The following is an 18,176-nucleotide window of genomic DNA, read 5'->3' on the forward strand; positions in this document are numbered from 1 at the left end:
GACTGTTTTGCCATTCGAAAAAGCGAATGGGGGAATGGCTTACTTCGTCGGGATCGGTCGCTTGACCACTTCGGCGAGTGCTTTCTGGATATGCTCGTTGCCGCAGATGATCGAACTGGTGCCGAGCATGTCCGTGCCGCCATGGAAATCCGAGACGAAACCACCGGCTTCGCGGATCAGCAGAATGCCGGCTGCTATATCCCAGGGAGACAGGCCAGTTTCCCAGAAGCCGTCGAAACGGCCGGCAGCGACATAAGCGAGATCGAGCGATGCAGAACCGAGACGGCGGACACCGGCAACCTCGCCCATGACATGACGCAGTTCCACCAGGAACTTGCCGTGATTGCCGCGGCCGAGATGCGGAACGCCGCAGCCGATGACGCTGTCCGACAGCACACGACGCGAGGCCACGCGCAGGCGACGATCGTTGAGGAATGCGCCACCGCCGCGCTCGGTCGTATAGAGTTCGTCGGTTGCCGGATTGAAGATGACGCCGGCAACGATCTCGTCGTTGCGCTCAAGCGCGATCGAGACGGAAAACAGCGGAATGCCGTGCAGGAAGTTGGTGGTGCCGTCGAGCGGATCGACGATCCAGCGATGGGCGCCATCCGTGCCCTTGACCTCTTCGCCTTCCTCGCCGAGGAAACCGTAGGTCGGGCGTGCCTTCAACAGCTCGTCGCGGATGATCTTCTGCGCCTTCAGATCCGCCTGGCTGACGAAATCGCCCGGTCCCTTCACCGAAACCTGCAGGTTCTGCACTTCGCCGAAATCGCGGCTGAGCGACTTGCCTGCCTTGAGGGCAGCCTGAACCATGACATTGAGAAGAGCAGAACGGGCCATCGGGGTTCCTTGGATAATGCAGAAAGCGCTGACCGGGCCCGAAAGCAGGCACCGACGGAGCAGGAGCGTCAGCGGAAATAAAGATTGGCGGCCTCAAGACCATAAAATCGCGGGAATTTCAAGTGGTGAGGCCATGGCAGACGCAAACTGACCTCAGATCAGCTCCGCCAGGCTCGATCCGGCACCTTTATTATCGCGCGCGCCGATACTTGTTGGCTGCGTCGATGGCCGCCTTCTGCTGGAAGTCCTCGATCCCTTGATAGAAATCCTCGAGCTCGGGGTCTTTCAGGCCGGCACGACGGGAAATGACATACCAGGTGGCGGCGGCAACCGGATCCTGCTTCGTGCCGATGGCGTTGATATAAAGATGCGCCAGCTTGTTTTGCGCAACGACGTTGCCACGATAGGCTGCGACCCGCATCCAGTTGAAGCCGTTTTCGAGATCCTGTGCGCCGCCAGTACCATTGATCAGCCAGATGCCCATGTCGAGCTGTGCGGTATCGAAGCCGGCATTGGCGGCACGCGACAGCCACTCGCGTGCGCGCGCCTTCTTCTCCGGTGGCAGATCGGGCAGGTTGAGATAAAGCTGTGAAACGGCATATTGCGCGTCGGCAATGCCCTGCTGCGCAGACTTTTCATAATAGGGAAGCGCCATCTGCAGACCCTTCGGGCCTGGATTTTCGGCCGTCAGCATCTGGGCGACGTTGAATTCCGCCGAAGGCTGACCTGCATCGGCCGCCTTCCTCATCCATTCGTCGGCCTTCTTCTGGTCGCGGGGCACATCACGGCCCTCCATCAGGATCAGCGCGTATTTGAACATCGCCGTAGGGTCGCCGCCCTCGGCCGCCTTGCTGTACCAGAAGGCGGCGTCCTTCGTGTCGCGCTTGACGCCCAGACCCTCTGCCATCAGCTCCGCGATCAAGGTCTGTGCGGCCGGATCGCCAAGCTGCGCCCGCGGCAATGCCTTCTGGAAGGCGGTCAGGTAATAGCCGCGCTGGAAGGCGCCATAGGCATCGTCCACCTTGCCGGTGAAAGGCTTTTCCGGCGGCAGGTCGGGCAAGTTTGCCCCCATGCGCTCGAAAACCCCGACCCCCTGGGATGGCTTGATGTCGCTGTCAGCTTTCGGCTCCGCGCCCGGCTGGATCTTTTCGGTCTTGAAGGTGCCGGCATCGGCGCCCAGAGGCCGCGTCATGACATTGTCGTTGTGCTGCGGCGCCTCTGGCACGGTTGTATCGTCGTCCGATTGTGCACCCTCATCCGGCCGTGCGCCCTTCTCCGCCGGCTGCGAAACACCGGGCAGCGACGTGTCACTGTTGCCTGATTGCGCTGCGGCCAGCAACGGAAATGCGGCGAGTCCGGCTGTAAGCACGGCAAGGAAGGATCGATGGCGGAATCGAGGCGCTGACGACATGAATCGCTATCAATCCTCAAACCGTGGCGCTTTTTCGTCCAGAAGCGCATTCACTTCGGCAACGATGGACGAGGCAGCGGCAGGGTCGGCAAAAACCGCCTGATGCAGCGCGACGAACTCGGCACCCGTCAGGGCTACCTCCAGCGCCGACTTCGGATCGGTACCGCCCATGACGATGCAGGGGATTTCGATCATCGAGGCCCACCACTCGCCAAGCGCCAGATTTTTCGGATGCGCCTCGGGCTTGATGTCGCCATCGAGCTTGCCGAAAAAGATATAGTCCGGCCTAAGCTCGCCGACCTCCAGTGCGCTGTGCCTGTCGGCCGCGCTGCCGCCGCCGACGATCAGCTTCGGCACGAATTTTTCGACGGCTTCGGTAAGCTCGGTGATGTTGCCGGCGATATGCAGGCCGTCGGCCTTGACACGGCCCGCGACGCGGCTGTCCCCGGCAATGAGCGCTGCCGCTCCTGCGGCCTGAATGACCGGCACCAGCTTTTCCGCATGTCTCTGAAAGGTGCTGTCATCGAGCCCGTATTGCGGGATGATCACCGAAGCGACGTCCCCGCCCCTCAAGGCATCTGCCACCGCCGTCGCCCGCTGCTCTATATCGGCAATGTCGGGAACGATGAGAACGAGGCGGCAACGATCTTCAGGCACGGTCATGCGAGCTTCCATGGTTTCGGCTTCCATCGTCAGCGATGGCGCACCGGTTCGATAATCGTGAGTAAATCCGTTAGCTCTCTCTGACAAGGGGCAGCGACCGAAACCGGCAATTCGCAACAGAGGACACTCACGGCGCGAACCTCCGCAGGCAACCATCCTTACAATATATCATGCAGCGCACAATTAACTTGCCGCCCTTTGGTGTTTGACGTAGCTTTCCGCCATGTCGACCATGGACCCTTTCGCAGCCATCGCGGATCCGAACCGGCGTCATCTGCTGGAGGAATTGCGCCGCGCACCCAAGACGGTCAACGAACTGGCGCAGGGCCTGCCAATCAGCCGCCCGGCCGTCTCGCAGCATCTCAAGGCGCTGCTCGACAGCAACCTCGTTTCCGTCACCAATGAAGGCACGAAACGCATATACGCGGTCAACAGCCGCGGCTTCGACAAGCTGAACCTATGGCTGGATCAGTTCTGGTCCTGAAAAGGCCCTTCGCTTTCGCGGCATTTAGCAGCCGGCGGCGACAACAATGACAGCGCGAACCGCGGTTTTGGCCTGCCGCCCCTGGAGCTAAGCCAGCGATAGAAACGACATGACTTCCGGATGGGCCAGCGGCGTGACGAAACTGGCATCGTCGCGACGTGCCATCAAAACCCGGCCACCCTCGATGAATGAAGACTACAACGAGCCGAGAGTCGTCAGCGACGACATTTGTTGTTTAAGATGGGGAAAATTGCGCCAACCCCTACTTTCGACGCTATGACGCTGGCGCATCCGTTTTGACGGAAATGCTCATCGATCCTGGCTGGAAAATTGCCTCTAGACCTTTCGATCTGCCTCTCTTGCCCCAAGATCGATGGCTTTTTTGAACTTTGGAACGTTACCTCAGTGAACAGAGGAACGCAGACGCTGGATTTCGTCCTTGACGCGCAGTTTCCTGCGTTTGATGTCGGCTATTTCCGTATCATTGCTAGAGGGAGATGACATTGCCGCATGTAGCGCCTCCTCGAGCGCGACATGTTTCTTTTCGAGCGATTCAAGATGAGCTTGAACAGTCATATGACCCTTCCTTCCTCTTTAAGGGCCCTGACCATCCATTCGCCAAGGCCCTAGGTGTCAACCCTCCCACTGTGCCATAATATCCGGCCGTTGTCGAAGGCGAAAACGTGGCCTATAGGCGGCAAATTCGTGATGAAGGATAACTTCCCGTTATCGCCATTTGGTGATAGGAGCTTGCGGAATTCAGGAGGCGGAACGAATGCGATTCCGCGATATGCTGGGGAAATGAACATGGCCGATCAGGAACAGGCGGAAATCAGGCTGATCGTGGCGCGTTTGCGCCAGGAACACGAGGATTATGATGCCGCAATCAATGCCATGATCGAGACGGGCTGCGACGCTCTTCGTATCCAGCGCATGAAGAAGAAGAAGCTCGTCATCAAGGACAAGCTGACCAAGCTGGAAGACCAGATCATCCCCGATATCATAGCCTGAGGAGCACAACGCAACGATGCTGACCGAAAGACCGCCTGTCGCCATCATCATGGGAAGCCAGTCCGACTGGGAGACCATGAAGAATGCCGCGGACACCTTGGAAGCGCTCGAAATCACCTATGATGCGCGCATCATTTCGGCTCATCGCACGCCGGACAGGCTGGTGAACTTCGCCAAGGGCGCAAAGGACGAGGGCTTCAAGGTCATCATCGCCGGCGCCGGCGGCGCGGCACACCTGCCGGGGATGGCGGCGTCCATGACGCCGCTGCCGGTCTTCGGCGTGCCTGTGCAATCCCGTGCGCTCTCCGGCCAGGACAGTCTTCTCTCGATCGTGCAGATGCCTGCCGGCATTCCTGTCGGCACGCTCGCGATCGGCAAGGCCGGCGCCGTCAACGCCGCCCTTCTTGCCGCCGCCGTCCTGGCACTTGGCGACGAAGAGATCGCCGACCGGCTCGACGAATGGCGGGCGCGCCAGAGCGCGGCAGTCGCCGAATATCCGATGGACGACCTATGAACGTGAAGACGATCGGCATCATCGGCGGCGGCCAGCTCGGCCGCATGCTGGCCATGGCGGCCGCCCGCCTGAATTTCCGCACCATCATCCTCGAGCCACAGGCGGATTGCCCGGCCGCCCATGTCGCCAACGCGCAGATTGCCGCTGCCTATGACGATGCGGCCGCGCTTGCCGAGCTGGCGAAGCGCTGCGATGTCGTGACCTATGAATTCGAGAATGTGCCAGTGACCGCCGCCGAGGATCTCGCCTTGCAGGTAACGGTCTATCCGCCGCCCAAGGCGCTGGAAATGGCGCAGGACCGGCTGACTGAAAAGAGCTTCATCAACGGCTGCGGCATTCCGACGGCCCGCTTCCATGCCGTCGACAGCCAGGCCGATCTCGAAAAGGCGCTCGCCGATTTCGGTGGGCAAGGTGTGCTGAAGACCCGTCGTCTCGGCTATGACGGCAAAGGGCAGCGCGTCTATCGCTCCGCCGCCGACAGCGCCGAGGGCGGCTATGCAGCCCTGGGCAGCGTGCCGCTGATTCTGGAAAGCTTCGTATCCTTCGAGCGTGAAATCTCGATCATCGCCGCCCGAGGCAGCGACGGGAAAGTCGCCTGCTACGATCCAGCGGAGAACGTCCATCGCAACGGCATTCTCCACACCTCGACGCTGCCGGCGAGTATTTCCGCTCAGACCGCCGCGGCCGCGCGTGAAGCTGCGGAGAAGATATTGACGGCGCTCGGCTATGTCGGCGTCATCGGCATCGAGTTCTTCGTGCTTGCCGATGGCAGCCTGATCGCCAATGAAATGGCGCCGCGCGTCCACAATTCCGGCCATTGGACGGAGGCCGCCTGTGTCATCTCGCAATTCGAGCAGCATATCCGCGCCGTCGGCGGCCTGCCGCTCGGAAATCCTCGGCGCCACTCGGATTGCGTCATGACGAATCTCATCGGCGACGACATCCTGGCACTGCCGGAATGGCTGCGCCTTGACGACACGCTCGTGCATCTCTACGGCAAGACGGAAGCCCGGCCGGGCCGCAAGATGGGCCATGTTACACAGCTTCTACGCTGAGAGCAGCGGGAAAAAGCCCTGACATGGTTGACAGCGCACGGTCGACAGGGTATTTGCTCCCCACCCTAAAGAGCGCGCCCTGAGCGCGCTTTTGATTGTTAAAGACCCGGGCGAATGTGACATTCCCCCTCAGAGATCGCGGATCAGAAAAATGAAGATCAAGAATTCGCTCAAGTCGCTCAAGGCGCGCCATCGTGACAACCGTCTCGTCCGCCGCAAGGGCCGCATCTACATCATCAACAAGCTGAACCCGCGCTACAAGGCTCGTCAGGGCTGATATAGCGCGGCTCCGATCCCATGGATCGGGCTTCAGTTTTAGTTGATCGCATCAAATTTGTTTTGATCTTCGACATTGGCGGGCTACTATGCCCGCCATGCGCGTTTTTGCTTTGTCATATCTAGCCCTGCCGATTCTGTTTGCTCTGACTGCCTCTGCGCCTCATACGGCTCTGGCTGACGAGCAGAACCCTGTGGAAAAGCAGAATTCGGGCAATTCCTCCGGCACCCTGTCACCCAAGCAGCAGCTCGACAATCTATTCACAGCGCTGAAGCGCCAACGCGACCCCGACCAGGCAAGCTTGATTGCGGATCAGATCAGTGCCGAACTCAGCGATTCCGGCAGCGCCACCATCAATCTCCTGATGCAATGGGCCGACAAGGCCATTCAGGAAAAGCGCAATGCCGCCGCGATGGATTATCTCGATCAGGTGATCTCGCTGAAGCCCGACTACGTCGAAGGCTGGAACCGCCGCGCCACGCTCAATTTTGCGATCGGCGACTATCGCAAGTCGATGGAAGACATCAATCAGGTCCTGCGCATCGAGCCGCGCCATTTCGGCGCGCTGGCCGGCATGGCGGCGATGCTGACCGAGCGCGGCAACGACGCACAGGCTCTCAGGGTCTGGGATCGTTTTCTGGAAGTCTACCCGGCGAATCGATCGGCCCAGGAAGAAGCCGGCAAGCTCTCGGAAAAACTTGCCGGCAGCCGCACCTGATTTTCTGCCGTGGTCTCCCGGAGGAAATCGCATTTGGAGGGATGAAAAGCCGCAATATCGCGCTAGATTAGCGTCTTAAGATATTTGATCCGTGCCGCAATGATCGATTCTCTGTTCACCGTCATCGTTCTCCTTATCGTTTTCGCCGCAGGCTTTTCCGCCTACAAGACCCGCGCCATCGAGCAGGCCTATCCCAATATTGGCGAGCTTACCGATATTGGCGGTTATCGCCTCAACGCCGTCCATCTGCCGCGCCCCACAACCGCGGATCTACCCGCCTTGATCTTTATCCACGGCGCCAGCGGCAATCTGCGCGATCAGCTGGCAGCTTTCGCAGCGCCCTTAAGTGGCCGCGCTGAAATGCTATTCGTCGATCGCCCCGGTCACGGCTATTCCGAACGCGGGACCGCCGAAAACGCCCTTCCCTCCGGTCAGGCCGATGCCATCGCCCAACTGATGGATAAGCGCGGCATCAAGAGCGCCATCATCGTCGGCCACTCCTTCGGCGGCGCAATCGCAGCTGCCTTTGGCATGCGCCATCCTGAAAGAACCGAGGGCCTGCTCTTTCTCGCGCCGGCAACACACCCCTGGTCCGGCGGCGTCGACTGGTACTATACGCTTGCCGCCACGCCCGTCTTCGGCTGGCTCTTTACGCAGATCTTCGTTATCCCGCTCGGCTTGCGCCGGGTCGAGACCGGCACGCTCAGCATCTTCCGCCCGAATGCGCGGCCGGCCGACTATATAATGAAGACGGCACCGGAACTGGTGCTGCGGCCGCGGACCTTCCGCAACAACGCGATCGATGTGGTCAATCTCTTTGCTTATGTCTCGGCCCATGCGCCTCGCTACAGCGAGATCAAGGCACCCGTGATCATCATTACCGGCGACAGCGACGATGTCGTGCTGGAGGAGTTGCATTCACGTGGACTTGCCCGGGATATCGCGGGCGCCGAACTCGTCACCATCCGCAATCTCGGCCATAAGCCCGATTATGTAACGACGGATGTCGCGATCGCCGCCATGGAACGGCTGGCAGGCCAGCCGCGCGATCTGCAAGTGCTCGCCGCACAGGCGGAAATCCGCATCAGCAGCCTCGGCAGCGACGTTTCCGGGCGACAGCCTTCCTCTCAGGCCGTGACGACATCCTGACCAGGCACATCCTCGAATATGCGGCTCTGCGGCACGGTCTCGATGGTCTGCCGCACTGCCTGCAGCATGATGGATGCCAGCCGCTCCGTTGCCGGGCTCCCCTCCGTCTCGGCACGATGCAGCACGAGATCGAGCGTCGGCAAAGCCGGCAAGCCCGCCTCATCAGGCGTCAATTGCCGTATCTTTGGCGGCAGGCCGAGCGGCGTGCGCAGTGTCAGGCCAAGACCTGCCGCCGTCGCCGCCCAAAGCCCGCCGAGGCTCGGGCTGACGAAGGATATCCGCCAGCCGATACCGGCACGATCGAGCGTCTTGGTGGCGATGTTGCGCAACAGACACGGCGCTTCCAGCGAGGCCAATGGCATGACCTCACCGCTATCGGCATGCCAGTGCATCGTGCCATTAGCCGGACCGACCCAGCAGAGCGGCACTTCGGCAATACGGTCTGTGTAAGCGGTGCGGAAACCGTCGCTCCAGGCAAGCGCCAGATCGAGCTTGCCTGACGTCACCCGCTCCACAAGCTCCACGTTGCGCACCACACGCGCCTCGATGCGCACCTTCGGATGCGCGCGGGCGAAACGACCCAGCACTTCCGGCAGCAGCGTCTCGCCAAAATCCTCCTGCAGACCGAGGCGCACCCAGCCTTCAAGCTCGGTTCCATGGAGCGCCGTGGCCGCCTCGTCATTCAGATCCAACAGCCGCCGTGCATAGCCAAGCATCGTCTCTCCTGCCTCCGTCAACGCCAGCCCTCTGCCCACCTTGCGGAAGATCGGCGTACCCGCCTGCTCCTCAAGCTTCTTGAGCTGGGCGCTGATCGCAGACGTCGAGCGTCCGAGCCTGTCGGCCGCCTTGGCATAGCTGCCAAGATCCATACCGGTGACGAAGCTGCGCAGCACATCGAGATCGAAGATGACTTTTCGCATGGATAACCATCCATATTTTTGGGACTATGTATCCAGAATTATCTGATTTTCAGGATGATTATCCACTGGCATTCTATGATCGTCAAGTGACACGGAAACAGGAGCAATCCCATGCCATTCACCCGCATCACCCTTCTGCGTGGCAAGTCGCCGGAATATCTCAAGGCACTTTCGGATAATTTTCACCGCGCCCTGGTCGAAGCCTTCGACGTGCCGCCGACCGATCGCTTCCAGTCCATTCATCAGCTGGAGCCGCATGAACTCATCTTCGATCGCACCTATTTCGCCAGCAAGCCGCGTTCGGACGATTACGTTTTCTTCGACGTCACAACGGGCAAGCCGCGCAGCACCGAGGTCAAGCAGGCATTCTATCGCCGCGTCGCCGAACTTCTTGCAGATGCACCCGGCATTCGTCCTGAGGACATTATGATCACCATCACCACAGCCACACGCGAAGATTGGTCCTTCTCCGATGGCCGCGCGCAGATGATCGAACAGGTCTGACAGACATGCCTCAGACCACATCGATCCAAACGCCGGCCATTCATCGCGCCGGCACGAATATGCGGCCATCGCCCGAGGGCATCGCCACCGCCTCCTTCCTGGTGGAGTCGCTTGTGGAGAACGCTGAAAACGGCGGTCTCACAGCCATGCGTTGTGAGCTCGAACCTGGCGTGATGACCCGCTGGCATACACATCCGCATGGACAGATCCTCTATGTTCTGTCCGGCTTCGGACTTGCCGAACGCTTCGGCGGCCCTGCAGAAGAGCTGCACGCCGGCGACTGCATCAGCTTCGCGCCGAACGAACGCCATCGGCACGGTGCGACGCCTGAAAATGCCTTTTCCTATATCAGCATCCAGGCAGCGCAAAATGGAAGCGCCGTAACCTGGCTGGAGGAATGACGATGATCGCCATGCAATATAACTTCCCCCTCCCCGCGGATTACGACATGGCGATCATCGATCGCCGTATTCGCGAAAAGGGCCCCCTGCTCGACAATCTCCCGGGCCTGAAGTTCAAGGCCTATCTGACGGCAAGAAAGGGCGATGCCGTCACGGGGAGCCGGCAGAATTTTTACTCCCCCTTCTACGTCTGGCAGCAGGAAGAAGGCCTGAGCGACTTCGTCTGCGGTCCCGGTTTCCTCGCCCTTACCGAGAATTTCGGCCGCCCTCAGGTCAACACCTGGATCGCCTGGCACGTCGAGACGTCTGCGGATATTCGCGGCGCCAAGTTCGCGACACGCGAGGTGGTCGCAATCGACGCCGAAACATCGCTGGCCGAACTCCGCGCAAACGAGGCCGAGGCAGCAGCGCAGGCCATAACGAACGGTGAAGCCCTCGCCTCGGTCGCCGCCTTCGAGCCGACCCACTGGACGCTGGTGCGCTTCTACCTCTTGGCAGAGCCGCCGAAAGATGCGGCCCGGACAGGTATCCAGACCTACGATGTCGGGCATCTTTCGCTGCCTGGCATCGCCAGAAGTGTCACAGAGACAATCTCGTTGTTTTAAAGGAAATGCGGGCGCTTTATGGAGGGAAAGTCTTTCTGAATCCGAAGGGTGATCCCTCCATGGTCGATATCGCAATGATCGAAGCCGCCCGCACTCGCCTCGCCGGTCGGGCGCGCCGCACGCCGCTGCTCTCTTCGCCCTTTCTCGATGAGATCGCCGGGCGCCGCCTGTTCGTGAAAGCCGAATGCTTGCAGCACTCGGGCTCCTTCAAGTTTCGCGGCGGCTGGTCGGCGGTCTCCGCGCTGGAACCGACCGTACGCGCCAGGGGCGTCATCGCCTTCTCCTCCGGCAATCACGCGCAGGGCGTGGCGCTGGCAGCCAAGCTGCACGGCATCCCCGCCGTCATCATCATGCCCACCGATGCGCCGAAGCTGAAGATCGCCAATACCCGTGCCTTCGGCGCCGAAGTCGTGCTCTATGATCGTATCCAGGAAGATCGCGACGAGATCGGCGCGCGCATTTCCAAGGAGCGCGGCCTGACGCTGATCAAGCCCTTCGACGAACCGCAGGTGATCGCCGGCCAGGGAACGACCGGGCTGGAAATCGCCGAACAGGCGGCGGAGGAAGGCATCGAGGCTGCTAGCGTGCTCGTGCCCTGCGGCGGTGGCGGCCTGGCTTCAGGGATCGCTCTGGCACTCGAATCCCGCGCACCGGGATTAAAGGTGCACCCATGCGAGCCGGAAAACTTCGATGACACCACCCGCTCGCTGGCCTCGGGCAAGATCGAGCGCAATACCGCGCTGCAGGGCTCGATCTGCGACGCCATCATCACGCCGCAGCCAGGCAACATCACCTTCCCGATCCTCAAGCGCCTCTGCGGTCCCGGCCTCGTCGTGACAGATGAGGAAGCGCAGAAAGCTATGGCACTCGCCTTCACTCGGCTGAAGATCGTGGTTGAACCGGGCGGCGCCGTCGCGCTTGCCGCGGCACTCTTCCACGGCAGGCAAATCGAGGGTGATGCGGTGATCGCCGTCACTTCTGGCGGCAATGTCGACAGGGAAATTTTCGAGGCCGCGCTAAGCCGCCATTAAGCCGCCCTCTAGTTGACAGCGCGGCGATAGAGCGCCAGCGATCCGGCAAGAGCCAAAAGCGCGCCGCCACAGGCGCGCTCGAGCCATTTCGCCCCTTCCGATTTCAGGACGCGGACGGCCTGCGAACCGAAGACCGCATAGCCGAACATGATCATGAAATCGAGTGCTGCGAAGATCGCACCCAAAACGATATACTGCTGCATCTGCGGCGCCGAGGGATCAATGAACTGCGGCAGGAAGGCCGAGAAGAAGAGATAGCCCTTCGGGTTGGTGACCGCGACCATGAAGCTCTTCAGGCCTATGGAAAAGGCGGTTCCCTTCGACTGGCTTGCGCTCGCCTGCAAGGCGCCGTCTATGCTCCCCTTGGAGCGCAGCATCATGATGCCAAGAAAGGCGAGATAGGCCGCACCCACCCATTTCAGGGCCGAAAACCAGAATTCGGAAGCCGCCAGCAGGGCGCCAAGCCCGATGGCAACGGCGCTGATCAGCACCGCATCGGAAAGAACGGCACCGATCATGCCCGGCAAGGCGCGCCTGATGCCGAAGCGAGAGCCATTGGTCAGCGCCAGAAGCACAGTCGGCCCCGGCGTCGCGATACCGATGAATGAAACGGCGGCGAAGGCGAGCAGCGTGGTGAGATGCATGGGGTCCCTCCTCTGGAAGAGGAGAAGGTTGCATGTGGGAAGGTGGTTAGCAAGTGTCCGCTTGCTTCCAGTCTGCCGTACCTCTGATACCCCCCTCTACAAACTCGATCAGCTATGGGTATCTCCCACCCCTCGAACTACTCCACCAATCCCGCATCTTTCGCAGCCAGCGCGCCAATCGCCGACCAGTCCAACTCCTCGCCGCCATGCGCCAGCAGGTTGAGGAACCGATCGCGCAACAGGCTTGCCAGCGGCAGCGGCACGTTCAGCGCCTCGCCGGCAGCCAATGCCAGCCGAATGTCCTTCTGGCCGAGCGGCGCGGTAAAGCCCGCCGGCTGGAACTTGCGATCCGCGATCAGCCCGCCATAGGTCTTGTAGACAGGCGCGTTGAAAAGCGTCGAGGTCAAGAGATCGAGATAGGCATGTCGGTCGACGCCGCCCTTCTCGACCAGCGCCATGGCCTCGCCAAGCGACTCGATAACCGAAGCGATGAGGAAATTGCCGCTGAGCTTGACGAGATTGGCCGCCTTCGGTTCCTCGCCGAGGACGAAGGTGCGCTGACCGATGGCGTCAAAAAGCGGCGTAACCGACTGGATGGCGTCTGGCGCACCCGCGGCGGCAACGAAAAGCTTCGCCGCAGCAGCAGCTTCCGGGCGACCGAAGACGGGAGCGGCAACGAAGCGCTGGCCCGCCGCGGCATGCTCTTTAGTAAGCCGCTCGGACATGGCGACGCTGATTGTGCTTGCAGAGATATGGACTGCACCCTTGCCAACGCTTGCCAAAACGCCGCCATTGCCATGAACGACGGCCGACAGCGCATCGTCATGGGCGAGCATGGTGAAGACAGCCTCGCCGCCGCACGCATCCGCTACGGTCGCCGCAACCTTGGCGCCCTCGCGGGCCAGAACCTCGGCCTTGTCGCGCGAACGATTGTAGACGGTCACCTCATGCCCGGCCTTGATGAGATTGACGGCCATGGCGCTGCCCATCAGGCCCAATCCGATAAATCCGACTTTCATTGGCATATCTCCTTCTCAATCCGCCTGCTTGCGGATTGCAGGCGCTTCGGCTTCAAGAAAAAACCCGCCGTCTTTCGACAGCGGGTCTCGGATGTTTGGGGTGCTGCCGCAATCGGATGTCGGCAATCACACGCCGGACTGGCCGTCCGAACCGATATAGGCAATGCGCAGCATGTTGGTGGCGCCCGGCGTTCCGAGCGGAACACCTGCGGAAATGATGATGCGGTCGCCCGGCTTGCCGAAGCCTTCCTCGGCAACGATGCGGCAGGCATTGTTGACCATGTCGTCGAGGTCGGTCGCATCGTGGGTAACAACGCAGTGCATGCCCCAGACCACAGACAGGCGGCGTGCCGTCTGGATGATCGGCGACAGCGCCAGGATCGGAACCTGCGGACGCTCGCGCGAGGCACGCAGACCGGTGGTGCCGGAGGACGTGTAGCAGACGATGGCGGCAAGCTTCAGCGTCTCGGCAATCTGGCGGGCGGCGAGCGAAATTGCGTCGGCGCCGGTTGCTTCAGGCAGAGCACGCTGAGCATAGATGATACCCGGATAATGCGGCTCGCGCTCGATGGTGCCTGCAATCGAGGCCATCATGGAAACGGCTTCGACCGGATAGTCGCCGGAAGCGGATTCTGCCGACAGCATGACGGCATCGGCGCCTTCGAAGACGGCGGTCGCGACGTCGGAGACTTCGGCGCGGGTCGGGACCGGCGCGGAGATCATCGATTCCAGCATCTGCGTGGCGACGACCACCGGCTTACCGGAGCGGCGGCAGGCGCGGATCAACTGCTTCTGAATGCCGGGAACGGCTTCCAGCGGCATTTCCACCCCGAGGTCGCCACGGGCCACCATCAGTGCATCGGAAAGCTCGATGATTTCCTCGATGCGCTCGACAGCCTGCGGCTTCTCGATCTTCGACATCAGGCCGACACGGCCATGCGAGATCTTGCGAACTTCCGTCAGGTCCTCCGGGCGCTGGATGAAGGAGAGCGCAACCCAGTCGACTTCATTGGTCGCGAGAACGGCGTCGAGGTCGGCGCGGTCCTTGTCGGTCAGCGCGCCGACGCCGAGCAGCGTATCAGGCAGGCTGACACCCTTGCGGTCGGAAATCTTGGTGCCCGAAATGACCGTTGTCACGATGCTCTTGCCGTCGCACTTTTCGGCACGCAGCGCCAGCTTGCCGTCATCGATCAGCAGGCGGTGGCCGGGCTGAACCGATTCCAGGATTTCCGGATGCGGCAGGTAGACACGCGTGTTGTCGCCGGGGATATCCTGATTGTCGAGCGTGAAAGTCTGACCGGGCTTGAGATCGACCTTGGTGTCAGCAAACTTGCCGACGCGCAGCTTGGGACCCTGCAAGTCAGCGAGAATGCCGATCGGCCGACCACAGCGAGCTTCGACGGCGCGAATGCGCTGGATCAGGGTACGCATCACATCATGGCTGGCATGGCTCATGTTGATGCGGAACAGGTCCGCGCCGGCCTCATGAAGCTTCTGGATCATTTCCTCCGAAGAGGAGGCCGGACCGAGCGTTGCGAGGATTTTGACTTTTCGGTTTCGTCTCATCAATTCTGGCTTTCTTGGCTGCCCGAGGGCTCGGAAAGCTGAACCATCCAGCTCGCCTGGCGCCCGGTGTCGTATTCCTTGAATCCCATCTTCTGGTAGCCACGCGCGTAGCAGTCCTTGACGCCTGGGATTTTGAATTCATTTTCCGCCACGCACATTTCGACGTCGCCCGTCCAGCGGCCGCCGCGGGCCGCATCTTCTGCGTAGAGATAATAATAGCGGGATTGAAGCGGCCCCTCGATCAAAGTCGCACAGGTATTGGCCGGAATCTGCCACCAGCCCTCCGTCACCCAGCCGTCCTTGGCGCGATAGCCGATCGCAACGCCAACAAGGTTCTGCGTACCGTTGCACGTTCGGAAATCGGCATGAGCTGCATTCGGCATAAGGAAGAACGGCGCTGCCGCAACGAGGATGAGGAAGGCGATTCGGGCGAGCGGACCTGACCGCTTAACGAAACGTGGCGCGACTTGGCTGGACACGGCTTCCAATTGGCTCCCGGTTATTCGTTGTTGCGTCTTCTTGCGCCGCCATCCCATGAATGTCAACGCAACTCTAATCGATTATATTTTCTTCACGGGATGGTGACGGCACCATGCGCCGCTCCTCATCCGATCGAAGTTGCAAACCTTGCACCTTCCATCCGCACATGCAATCAAACAAAGAGTTGAAAATTTCAATAATCGACAATCCGCATGACCGATTTCAGACCGTTCGAATTTATACCCGGCAATCGTGACAAAGGCATGGTCATCCTCGGCGATCACGCCATGCGGCGCCTGCCTGAGCATTATGGCAGCCTGGGCCTGCCGGAGACCGCCTTTTCCCGCCACATCGCCTACGACATCGGCATCGAAAGCCTGTGCCGTCATCTCTGCGCGCGGCTTGATGTGCCGGGCGTGCTGGGCGGCTTTTCCCGTCTGCTGATCGATCCAAACCGCGGCGAGGATGACCCGACACTCATCATGAAGATCTCGGACGGAGCGATCATCCCGGGCAATCATCCGATCACGGATGAGGAATGGAACCACCGTATAGAAGCCTTCCACCGGCCCTATCATCATGCGGTCGACGAAACGATATCAGCCGTGGCCGCGGCAACGGGCAAGGCGCCCCTGGTTTTCTCGATGCACTCCTTCACGCCGGCATGGAAAGGCGTGCCGCGCCCTTGGCATGCAAGCGTGCTCTGGGATAGCGACAGGCGCGCCGTCGCGCCGCTCCTTGCAAAGCTCGGCGCCGATACCGATCTCGTTATCGGAGACAATGAGCCCTATGACGGTGCGTTGCGCAACGACACGATGTTCCGCCATTGCATGATGAAAGGTATTGCGCATGCGCTGCTGGAGATCCGGCAGGATCTGATCGTTGACGAGGCCGGCATTGCCGAATGGGCGGACCGCCTGGCACCGATCTTCTCAGAGATCAATGCCGATCCGGCACTGCATGAATATAAGCGCTATCCTTCGCGCACTGGGCCTTACGAGGCGTGAGCCGGCAAGCGGATAGAGGAGAAAGAGATGACCACACTCACCAAGGAACAAGAGATCGAGCTTGAGGCCGCCGCCTTTCGCCGCCTCGTTTCGCATTTGCGCGAACGCAGCGACGTTCAGAATATCGACCTCATGAACCTCGCCGGCTTCTGCCGCAACTGTCTCTCCAACTGGTATCGCGAAGCGGCCGAAGAAGCGGGCCTCCCCGTCAGTAAGGACGAGTCGCGCGAAGTGATCTATGGCATGCCCTACGAAGATTGGAAAAACCTGCACCAGAACGAAGCCTCGCCTGTGCAAAAAGCCGCTTTCGAGCAGAACAAGCCAAAAGATTAACGCTCCCTTCACCAATTCGGCTTGACCTTGCGCGTCATTCGCGGCACGTCAACTGCCCGATCGAATTCGAAATACCGCGCAAGCCACGAAGCGATGTGCCCCATCGGTGACCGGCCGATCTCATCTGCGACGGGCTGCAAGCGACCCCTTTGAGACCCTTTAGGAGAAGTGCATGGAAGAGAACAGCGTCGAGAACGTGGCCGCGGCGGAACTGCGTCAATTCATCGAGCGCATCGAGCGCCTCGAAGAAGAAAAGGCCGCGATTGGATCCGACATCAAGGACGTCATGGGCGAAGCCAAGGGCCGCGGCTACGACACCAAGGCGATCCGCACCATCATCCGCCTTCGCAAGAAGGACGCGAACGAACGCCTGGAAGAAGAATCCATCCTGCAGACCTACATGGCCGCACTCGGCATGGAATAATCGAGGCGTTATCAGCCTTGAGAGATGATCGGGAGCCGGCTTGCCGGCTCCATTCTTTTTGCGTGTTACTCAGCGAAAAGACGACCGATCAATTCGGCAGCACTGCCTTGCCAAAGCTCACCCTTGCCGGTTCCTGACCATAGGGACAGGAAATCCGGTGATCCCGTCGCCGTCGAAGCACCACGGATGTCCCGCGTGAACTTGTTTTGCGCCGGAAAGGGAAGGATGGCGTCCGGCTTCCCATCCATCTCGTCCATGAAGCGGTTCTCGATCCCGCGCGCAAAGCGGCCCGAAAAGGCGCGTGTCGTGCGCGTCCTGCGTTCCGATGTTTCGACAAGCTTCTTGCGATAGGGAGCCGACGTTCCGGCCTCCGTGCAGGCAAGGAAGGCCGTGCCCATCTGCACGACCTGCGCACCCGCCTGCAGCGCCGCCCGGATATCGCTCGGGGTCATGATGCCGCCGGCTGCGATCAGCGGCACACGAATGGTGCCGACGCATTGCGCCAGGAGATCGCGCATGCTGATTTCCGGATCCGCTGCCTTGGCATCGAAAATGCCGCGATGGCCCCCCGCTTCGAAGCCCTGCAGCACGATCGCATCCGCGCCGCTCTCTTCCAGCCTCCTCGCCTCGTCGAGCGTCGTCGCCGTGCCGATCAGCGGGATACCTGCCTTTTTCGCCTCGCGTACGTGATCGGTCGGCAACAGGCCGAAGACGAAGCTGAAGCAGGCCGGCTTGATGCGCAAGACAGCTTCAAATTGCGCATCGAAATCCTCTTCATAGGGAGGAGAAAGCTGCGGCGACGGCAGCTTCAACTCCTGGCGATATCGCGCGGTCGCCGCCGCCGCGCGCTCAAGCCTATCGGCCGAGACCTCCGGGATTGAATGCGGGATGAAGAGATTGATCGAAAACGGCTTGTCGGTTCGCTGGCGCACCTGGGCTGCAAAGGCTTCTATGGCCGCGGCATTGGAGTACGCGCCGCCCATGGCGCCGAGAGCGCCGGCAGCGGAAGCCGCAGCCACGAGATCCACCGACGAGGGACCACCGGCCATCGGGGCGACGATCAAGGGATGTTTCAAGCCAAGCTGTTGAAAAAGATTGCCGTCCATAGGATCGTCCTTCC

The 18,176-nt window shown here is 60.8% G+C and carries 24 protein-coding genes; 14 read left to right on the forward strand and 10 right to left on the reverse strand.

Translation table 11 applies throughout. From position 1 onward, the window contains the following. Positions 1-39 precede the first annotated feature (39 nt). The 3 genes from PH562_RS10695 to PH562_RS10705 all read right to left on the reverse strand — a co-directional run bounded on the left by PH562_RS10695 (position 40) and on the right by PH562_RS10705 (position 2,914). Positions 40-840, reverse strand: coding sequence for an inositol monophosphatase family protein (locus PH562_RS10695; protein ID WP_113230719.1), 801 nt, complete (start codon positions 838-840; stop codon positions 40-42). A 190-nt stretch (positions 841-1,030) separates the two neighbouring features. After that, positions 1,031-2,251: a tetratricopeptide repeat protein gene (locus PH562_RS10700; protein ID WP_285172934.1), complete on the reverse strand. Its 1,221-nt coding sequence runs from the start codon at positions 2,249-2,251 to the stop codon at positions 1,031-1,033. 9 nt (positions 2,252-2,260) lie between these two features. Next, positions 2,261-2,914, reverse strand: a complete 654-nt coding sequence (locus tag PH562_RS10705) for a thiamine phosphate synthase (RefSeq protein WP_113230921.1) — start codon at positions 2,912-2,914, stop codon at positions 2,261-2,263. Between the two features lie 223 nt (positions 2,915-3,137). On the opposite strand from PH562_RS10705, the gene PH562_RS10710 reads away from it, so the two are divergent. Next, on the forward strand, positions 3,138-3,398 hold the full coding sequence (locus PH562_RS10710) for an ArsR/SmtB family transcription factor (RefSeq protein WP_015341040.1): 261 nt from the start codon (positions 3,138-3,140) through the stop codon (positions 3,396-3,398). A 402-nt stretch (positions 3,399-3,800) separates the two neighbouring features. Here the strand turns inward: PH562_RS10710 and PH562_RS10715 are convergent, their stop codons facing one another. Further along, positions 3,801-3,974 (reverse strand): YdcH family protein, encoded by a 174-nt coding sequence (locus PH562_RS10715; RefSeq protein ID WP_069613224.1) that lies wholly within the window; start codon positions 3,972-3,974, stop codon positions 3,801-3,803. A 231-nt stretch (positions 3,975-4,205) separates the two neighbouring features. Between PH562_RS10715 and PH562_RS10720 the strand changes: the two genes are divergently transcribed. The 6 genes from PH562_RS10720 (at position 4,206) to PH562_RS10745 (ending at position 8,122) form a co-directional block, all read left to right on the forward strand. Continuing rightward, positions 4,206-4,409, forward strand: coding sequence for a YdcH family protein (locus tag PH562_RS10720; protein ID WP_015341042.1), 204 nt, complete (start codon positions 4,206-4,208; stop codon positions 4,407-4,409). A gap of 16 nt (positions 4,410-4,425) precedes the next feature. Then, the gene (gene purE / locus PH562_RS10725) at positions 4,426-4,923 is read left to right on the forward strand and encodes a 5-(carboxyamino)imidazole ribonucleotide mutase (protein WP_173002428.1); all 498 of its coding nucleotides are present in this window, start codon (positions 4,426-4,428) and stop codon (positions 4,921-4,923) included. Beyond that, positions 4,920-5,978: a 5-(carboxyamino)imidazole ribonucleotide synthase gene (locus tag PH562_RS10730; RefSeq protein ID WP_113230721.1), complete on the forward strand. Its 1,059-nt coding sequence runs from the start codon at positions 4,920-4,922 to the stop codon at positions 5,976-5,978. The genes purE and PH562_RS10730 overlap by 4 nt, the downstream gene beginning before the upstream one ends. Positions 5,979-6,129: 151 nt before the next feature. Then, positions 6,130-6,255, forward strand: a complete 126-nt coding sequence (gene ykgO, locus PH562_RS10735; protein WP_003582204.1) for a type B 50S ribosomal protein L36 — start codon at positions 6,130-6,132, stop codon at positions 6,253-6,255. Positions 6,256-6,343: 88 nt separating this feature from the next. Then, the gene (locus tag PH562_RS10740; RefSeq protein WP_285172935.1) at positions 6,344-6,973 is read left to right on the forward strand and encodes a tetratricopeptide repeat protein; all 630 of its coding nucleotides are present in this window, start codon (positions 6,344-6,346) and stop codon (positions 6,971-6,973) included. 99 nt (positions 6,974-7,072) lie between these two features. After that, on the forward strand, positions 7,073-8,122 hold the full coding sequence (locus PH562_RS10745) for an alpha/beta fold hydrolase (protein ID WP_285172936.1): 1,050 nt from the start codon (positions 7,073-7,075) through the stop codon (positions 8,120-8,122). Here the strand turns inward: PH562_RS10745 and PH562_RS10750 are convergent. Beyond that, positions 8,101-9,042, reverse strand: coding sequence for a LysR substrate-binding domain-containing protein (locus PH562_RS10750; RefSeq protein WP_285172937.1), 942 nt, complete (start codon positions 9,040-9,042; stop codon positions 8,101-8,103). The genes PH562_RS10745 and PH562_RS10750 overlap by 22 nt on opposite strands. A 111-nt stretch (positions 9,043-9,153) precedes the next feature. Here PH562_RS10750 and PH562_RS10755 point away from each other — a divergent pair, with 111 nt between their 5' ends. The 4 genes from PH562_RS10755 to PH562_RS10770 are packed head-to-tail and all read left to right on the forward strand — an operon-like array spanning position 9,154 to position 11,583. Further along, a complete protein-coding gene (locus PH562_RS10755; protein ID WP_285172938.1) occupies positions 9,154-9,546 on the forward strand; it encodes a tautomerase family protein in 393 nt (130 codons plus the stop codon). 5 nt (positions 9,547-9,551) lie between these two features. Beyond that, positions 9,552-9,947 (forward strand): cupin domain-containing protein, encoded by a 396-nt coding sequence (locus PH562_RS10760; protein WP_285172939.1) that lies wholly within the window; start codon positions 9,552-9,554, stop codon positions 9,945-9,947. A gap of 2 nt (positions 9,948-9,949) precedes the next feature. Continuing rightward, positions 9,950-10,552: a DUF4865 family protein gene (locus PH562_RS10765; RefSeq protein WP_285172940.1), complete on the forward strand. Its 603-nt coding sequence runs from the start codon at positions 9,950-9,952 to the stop codon at positions 10,550-10,552. Positions 10,553-10,611: 59 nt separating this feature from the next. Then, positions 10,612-11,583 carry a threonine ammonia-lyase gene (locus PH562_RS10770; protein WP_285172941.1) on the forward strand — a complete coding sequence of 324 codons (972 nt, stop codon included), beginning with the start codon at positions 10,612-10,614 and terminating at the stop codon, positions 11,581-11,583. 8 nt (positions 11,584-11,591) lie between these two features. On the opposite strand, the gene PH562_RS10775 is transcribed toward PH562_RS10770, so the two are convergent. The 4 genes from PH562_RS10775 to PH562_RS10790 all read right to left on the reverse strand — a co-directional run bounded on the left by PH562_RS10775 (position 11,592) and on the right by PH562_RS10790 (position 15,300). Next, positions 11,592-12,227, reverse strand: coding sequence for a LysE family translocator (locus PH562_RS10775; protein ID WP_285172942.1), 636 nt, complete (start codon positions 12,225-12,227; stop codon positions 11,592-11,594). A gap of 137 nt (positions 12,228-12,364) precedes the next feature. Beyond that, positions 12,365-13,246 (reverse strand): NAD(P)-dependent oxidoreductase, encoded by an 882-nt coding sequence (locus PH562_RS10780; RefSeq protein WP_285172943.1) that lies wholly within the window; start codon positions 13,244-13,246, stop codon positions 12,365-12,367. A 126-nt stretch (positions 13,247-13,372) separates the two neighbouring features. Further along, positions 13,373-14,812 (reverse strand): pyruvate kinase, encoded by a 1,440-nt coding sequence (gene pyk / locus PH562_RS10785; protein WP_015341054.1) that lies wholly within the window; start codon positions 14,810-14,812, stop codon positions 13,373-13,375. After that, on the reverse strand, positions 14,812-15,300 hold the full coding sequence (locus PH562_RS10790) for a DUF1036 domain-containing protein (protein WP_285172944.1): 489 nt from the start codon (positions 15,298-15,300) through the stop codon (positions 14,812-14,814). The genes pyk and PH562_RS10790 overlap by 1 nt, the downstream gene beginning before the upstream one ends. Before the next feature lie 204 nt (positions 15,301-15,504). On the opposite strand from PH562_RS10790, the gene PH562_RS10795 reads away from it, so the two are divergent. The 3 genes from PH562_RS10795 (at position 15,505) to PH562_RS10805 (ending at position 17,056) form a co-directional block, all read left to right on the forward strand. Further along, positions 15,505-16,299 carry an N-formylglutamate amidohydrolase gene (locus PH562_RS10795; RefSeq protein ID WP_285172945.1) on the forward strand — a complete coding sequence of 265 codons (795 nt, stop codon included), beginning with the start codon at positions 15,505-15,507 and terminating at the stop codon, positions 16,297-16,299. Positions 16,300-16,326: 27 nt separating this feature from the next. Further along, the gene (locus PH562_RS10800) at positions 16,327-16,632 is read left to right on the forward strand and encodes a DUF1244 domain-containing protein (protein WP_113230733.1); all 306 of its coding nucleotides are present in this window, start codon (positions 16,327-16,329) and stop codon (positions 16,630-16,632) included. Between the two features lie 172 nt (positions 16,633-16,804). Further along, positions 16,805-17,056, forward strand: coding sequence for a DUF2312 domain-containing protein (locus PH562_RS10805; protein ID WP_015341059.1), 252 nt, complete (start codon positions 16,805-16,807; stop codon positions 17,054-17,056). A 65-nt stretch (positions 17,057-17,121) separates the two neighbouring features. Here PH562_RS10805 and PH562_RS10810 read toward each other — a convergent pair whose 3' ends face one another. Then, positions 17,122-18,162 (reverse strand): NAD(P)H-dependent flavin oxidoreductase, encoded by a 1,041-nt coding sequence (locus PH562_RS10810; RefSeq protein WP_285172946.1) that lies wholly within the window; start codon positions 18,160-18,162, stop codon positions 17,122-17,124. Between the last annotated feature and the right edge of the window lie 14 nt (positions 18,163-18,176).

Source organism: Rhizobium centroccidentale (genome assembly GCF_030182565.1).
Taxonomy (GTDB): Bacteria; Pseudomonadota; Alphaproteobacteria; order Rhizobiales; family Rhizobiaceae; genus Rhizobium.

Bases quoted from the DNA above. Each gene is read 5' to 3' on its own strand.
- PH562_RS10750 (WP_285172937.1), bottom strand. From the start codon at position 9,042: ATGCGAAAAGTCATCTTCGATCTCGATGTGCTGCGCAGCTTCGTCACC.
- PH562_RS10760 (WP_285172939.1), top strand. From the start codon at position 9,552: ATGCCTCAGACCACATCGATCCAAACGCCGGCCATTCATCGCGCCGGC.
- ykgO (WP_003582204.1), top strand. From the start codon at position 6,130: ATGAAGATCAAGAATTCGCTCAAGTCGCTCAAGGCGCGCCATCGTGAC.
- purE (WP_173002428.1), top strand. From the start codon at position 4,426: ATGCTGACCGAAAGACCGCCTGTCGCCATCATCATGGGAAGCCAGTCC.
- PH562_RS10800 (WP_113230733.1), top strand. From the start codon at position 16,327: ATGACCACACTCACCAAGGAACAAGAGATCGAGCTTGAGGCCGCCGCC.
- PH562_RS10775 (WP_285172942.1), bottom strand. From the start codon at position 12,227: ATGCATCTCACCACGCTGCTCGCCTTCGCCGCCGTTTCATTCATCGGT.
- PH562_RS10720 (WP_015341042.1), top strand. From the start codon at position 4,206: ATGGCCGATCAGGAACAGGCGGAAATCAGGCTGATCGTGGCGCGTTTG.
- PH562_RS10765 (WP_285172940.1), top strand. From the start codon at position 9,950: ATGATCGCCATGCAATATAACTTCCCCCTCCCCGCGGATTACGACATG.
- PH562_RS10795 (WP_285172945.1), top strand. From the start codon at position 15,505: ATGACCGATTTCAGACCGTTCGAATTTATACCCGGCAATCGTGACAAA.
- PH562_RS10730 (WP_113230721.1), top strand. From the start codon at position 4,920: ATGAACGTGAAGACGATCGGCATCATCGGCGGCGGCCAGCTCGGCCGC.
- PH562_RS10700 (WP_285172934.1), bottom strand. From the start codon at position 2,251: ATGTCGTCAGCGCCTCGATTCCGCCATCGATCCTTCCTTGCCGTGCTT.
- PH562_RS10805 (WP_015341059.1), top strand. From the start codon at position 16,805: ATGGAAGAGAACAGCGTCGAGAACGTGGCCGCGGCGGAACTGCGTCAA.
- PH562_RS10740 (WP_285172935.1), top strand. From the start codon at position 6,344: ATGCCCGCCATGCGCGTTTTTGCTTTGTCATATCTAGCCCTGCCGATT.
- PH562_RS10695 (WP_113230719.1), bottom strand. From the start codon at position 840: ATGGCCCGTTCTGCTCTTCTCAATGTCATGGTTCAGGCTGCCCTCAAG.
- PH562_RS10705 (WP_113230921.1), bottom strand. From the start codon at position 2,914: ATGACCGTGCCTGAAGATCGTTGCCGCCTCGTTCTCATCGTTCCCGAC.
- PH562_RS10770 (WP_285172941.1), top strand. From the start codon at position 10,612: ATGGTCGATATCGCAATGATCGAAGCCGCCCGCACTCGCCTCGCCGGT.
- PH562_RS10715 (WP_069613224.1), bottom strand. From the start codon at position 3,974: ATGACTGTTCAAGCTCATCTTGAATCGCTCGAAAAGAAACATGTCGCG.
- pyk (WP_015341054.1), bottom strand. From the start codon at position 14,812: ATGAGACGAAACCGAAAAGTCAAAATCCTCGCAACGCTCGGTCCGGCC.
- PH562_RS10755 (WP_285172938.1), top strand. From the start codon at position 9,154: ATGCCATTCACCCGCATCACCCTTCTGCGTGGCAAGTCGCCGGAATAT.
- PH562_RS10780 (WP_285172943.1), bottom strand. From the start codon at position 13,246: ATGAAAGTCGGATTTATCGGATTGGGCCTGATGGGCAGCGCCATGGCC.
- PH562_RS10810 (WP_285172946.1), bottom strand. From the start codon at position 18,162: ATGGACGGCAATCTTTTTCAACAGCTTGGCTTGAAACATCCCTTGATC.
- PH562_RS10745 (WP_285172936.1), top strand. From the start codon at position 7,073: ATGATCGATTCTCTGTTCACCGTCATCGTTCTCCTTATCGTTTTCGCC.
- PH562_RS10710 (WP_015341040.1), top strand. From the start codon at position 3,138: ATGTCGACCATGGACCCTTTCGCAGCCATCGCGGATCCGAACCGGCGT.